Annotated in this window: 2 protein-coding genes and 2 pseudogenes; 3 read left to right on the forward strand and 1 reads right to left on the reverse strand. The window is 70.5% G+C overall.

Going from position 1 to position 3,424, the window contains the following annotated elements; all coding sequences use genetic code 11:
• Nucleotides 1-99: 99 nt before the first annotated feature.
• The 3 genes and pseudogenes from ACFWOG_RS40185 to dgoD form a co-directional block, all read left to right on the forward strand.
• Nucleotides 100-690 (forward strand): annotated as a pseudogene (locus tag ACFWOG_RS40185) (SDR family NAD(P)-dependent oxidoreductase); the annotation flags it as partial.
• 68 nt (nucleotides 691-758) lie between these two features.
• Complete coding sequence (locus ACFWOG_RS40190) at nucleotides 759-1,475, forward strand: FadR/GntR family transcriptional regulator (RefSeq protein ID WP_380364631.1); 717 nt, start codon at nucleotides 759-761, stop codon at nucleotides 1,473-1,475.
• Nucleotides 1,472-2,689, forward strand: coding sequence for a galactonate dehydratase (gene dgoD, locus ACFWOG_RS40195; RefSeq protein ID WP_380364633.1), 1,218 nt, complete (start codon nucleotides 1,472-1,474; stop codon nucleotides 2,687-2,689). The genes ACFWOG_RS40190 and dgoD overlap by 4 nt, the downstream gene beginning before the upstream one ends.
• 273 nt (nucleotides 2,690-2,962) lie before the next feature.
• Here dgoD and ACFWOG_RS40200 read toward each other — a convergent pair.
• Nucleotides 2,963-3,241: pseudogene (locus tag ACFWOG_RS40200) on the reverse strand (transposase); the annotation flags it as partial.
• Nucleotides 3,242-3,424: the final 183 nt, after the last annotated feature.

Consider the following 3,424-nt stretch of genomic DNA (forward strand, 5'->3'; position numbering starts at 1 on the left):
GGGCCTTCGGCATGCCCCACACCCGCACACGACCACTACGCGTTACCAACATCATCGACCCGGCTCAGCAGGGCCCAACTGAAACGCGGAGGCTAAAGCGGGCGGGCCGAGTACCGGCACGGGGACGTGACGTCCGCGGCCATGTGGGAGGAGCTGGCGGCACACGTGCGCGAGCGCTACGGGCGGCTGGACGTGCTGCACAGCAACGCGTACGCGGTGGTCGTCAAGCCCGCGCACGAGCTGACGGAGGCTCAGTGGGACGGCCAGCTCGATGTCACCTTGAAGGCCGCGTGGCTGGGGGTGCGCGCCTTCGCCCGGTTGCTGCGCGACAGCGGCGGCTCGGTGGTGCTGACATCATCGGTCCACGCGCTGGTAGGACTTCCGGGCCATCCCGCGTATGCCGCGGCGAAGGGCGCGCTGTGCTCCCTGGGCCGGCAGCTGGCCGTGGAGTACGGGCCGCGGGTGCGGGTGAACACCGTCGTGCCCGGGCCGATCATGACGGCGGCGTGGGACCGGGTCGATGAGGCGGGTCGGGCCGACAGTGTGGCGGAGACGGTCGCCAAGCGGTTCGGCACCCCCGAGGAGGTGGCGGCCGCGGTCGCGTTCCTCGCCTCGCCCGACGCCTCCTACGTCACCGGAACCACGCTCGTGGTGGACGAAGGCTGGTCGATCGTCAAGGCCTCCTCATGACACCGATCACGACGCGCCTCCGGGCCGTCCCCAACCCCCGAACGACCCGTGCCGAGGAAGGCCCCCGCATGAACCAGCCGCCCACCCGTAATCTGCACCAGCAGATCATCGACATCATCGGCGAGCGGATCGTCAGCGGCACCCACGCGCCCGGCTCGCTCCTGTCCCCCGACCAGCTGGAGCAGGAGATTGGGGTCAGCAAGACCGTGCTGCGCGAAGCGCTGCGGGTCCTGGCGTCCAAGGGCCTCATCGAGTCCCGCCAGAAACGCGGCACCTTCGTGCGGCCCCGCGCGGACTGGAACCTGCTGGACTCCGACCTGCTGCGCTGGCAGGGCGCCGGTGTCCCCGACCAGGGGTTCCTGGCCAACCTGGGCGAGGTGCGCTCGATCATGGAGCCGGCCGCCGCCCGCCTCGCCACCGAGCGCCGTGACGAGGCCGACCTCGCCGATCTGGCCGGCGCCCTGGAACGCATGGCCGAGGCCGGAGGCGACACCGACGCCGCCGTGGAGGCGGACCTGGCGTTCCACCGCGCCCTGCTGACCGCCGCCCACAACGAACTGCTCACCCGCATGGAAGTGGTGATCGCGGCCGACCTGCGGGTGCGCGACCACCTCGTCCACAGCACCGAGCACTGGGCCGACCCCGTGCCCGCGCACCGCGCCGTGCTGGACGCCGTCCGCGACCGCGACCCGCAGGCCGCCGAACACGCCGTACAGCACCTGCTCGCGCAGGCCACCGCCGACCTCGACCTGATACACGCACCGGACCAGGGGGCCACCGCATGAAGATCATCTCGCTGGAGACGTTCCCCGTCGCCCCGCGCTGGCTGTTCCTGAGGATCGCCACCGACGAGGGCGTCACCGGCTGGGGCGAACCCGTCGTCGAGGGCGGCGCGGACACCGTCCGCGCCGCCGTCCACGAGCTGGCCGACCACCTCGTCGGTGAGGACCCGCTGCGGATCGAGCACCACTGGCAGGTACTCACCAAGGGTGGCTTCTACCGCGGCGGCCCGATCCTGTCCAGCGCCGTCGCCGGCATCGACCAGGCGCTGTGGGACATCAAGGGCAAGACCCTCGGAGTGCCCGTCCACCAGCTCCTCGGCGGCCCGGTCCGCGACCGGCTGCGGATGTACGCGTGGATCGGCGGAGACAGCCCCGCCCACGTCGCCGAACTCGCCCGCGAACAGGTGGACGCGGGCTTCACCGCCGTCAAGATGAACGGCTCCGCGCACATGCGGCCCATCGACACCCCGGCCCGGACGAAAGCCGTCGTCGACCGCGTCGCCGCCGTGCGCGACGCCATCGGCGACCACCACGACGTCGCCATCGACTTCCACGGCCGGCTGTCGACCGCGATGTCCCGCCGCATCCTGCCGCTGCTGGAACCGCTGAACCCGCTGTTCGTGGAGGAGCCCGTCCTGCCCGAACACGCCCGCGACCTGCGCCGGCTCGTCGACTCCACCACCGTGCCACTCGCCTGCGGCGAACGGCTCTACTCCCGCGCCGACTTCCGCGACGTCCTTCCCACCGGCATGGCCGTCGCCCAACCCGACGTCTCCCACGCGGGCGGCATCTCCGAAGTCCGCCGCATCGCCGCCCTCGCCGAGGTCCACGACGTCGCGATGGCCCCCCACTGCCCCCTCGGCCCGATCGCCCTCGCCGCCAGCATCCAACTCGGCTTCGCCATACCGAACTTCCTCATCCAGGAACAGAGCCTCGGCATCCACTACAACCGCGGCAACGACCTCCTCGACTACCTGATCGACACCGAACCCTTCCGCTTCACCGACGGCCACGCGAACCTTCCCACCGCCCCCGGGCTTGGCATCGACATCGACGAGAACGCCGTACGCCGCGCCGCCGAGACCGGGCACCGCTGGCGCAACCCTAGCCGCCCAGCTGTACCCCGGCAGCCTCGCCATGCCTACGCCGCAGGCCTTCAACATGGCCTCCCCACCGGCCCCCTTCACCGGCTTCGGAGTCACCACCAACTTCGGTGATGTGCACTGCTTCCCGGCCCAGATCCGCCAGATTGGAGCCGGCTCAAGTGTTACGGGGCTTCAGACGCTGGTTCCTTTCGTACGGCGTCTCGTATTGCTTGCCGGGCCCGCATCGTCTGGCAGTGTCGATGCGGGCCGTCGTTGTCGGGGCTGCTTGCCGCCCTCCCGCGCGTCTCCGCGGTCAGGCTGCCCCCAGCTTCGCTAGTCTGCTGCGACAGACCGGCGGCAAGGGCCTCTCACCCTTGCTCGGAGTGATGGCGCCTCGTGGCGCACAAGGGCGTATTTGAAGTCGATGCGGCAGCGCACGGCCTCGGCGGCATCGCGGTCGGACAGGCCCAGCACGAACTGCAGCACGCTCACCGTGGCCAACTGGGCCGGCGACAGCCCGGGCCTGCCGTCGCGCGGGTACCAGTCGGCGAAGTCCTCGTCCCGCCACAGGCCGTCGAGACGGTCACGCACCCACATCGCCGTCGTACCAACGGGGTTGCTGGCCCGCGCCATCCTCGCTGTCAAATCCGGGACCTCGGCACCCGGACGGGGACGGACCGACATCTCGCACTCCTCGGACATCTCGCGATCATCATGCACCCGCGAGACCGGCGCACAACCATGATCACCCGCAGCCGAACACCAAGATCCCCGCTTCGTCGCGCGCGAGGTCTACCACCACCTGACCAGCGCATCCAGAGGCACACCCGTTCCGTCTCCTACAGCTTGACGATCTATAGAAGCTTC

It is taken from the genome of Kitasatospora sp. NPDC058406 (assembly GCF_042722765.1).
Classification (GTDB): Bacteria; Actinomycetota; Actinomycetes; order Streptomycetales; family Streptomycetaceae; genus Kitasatospora.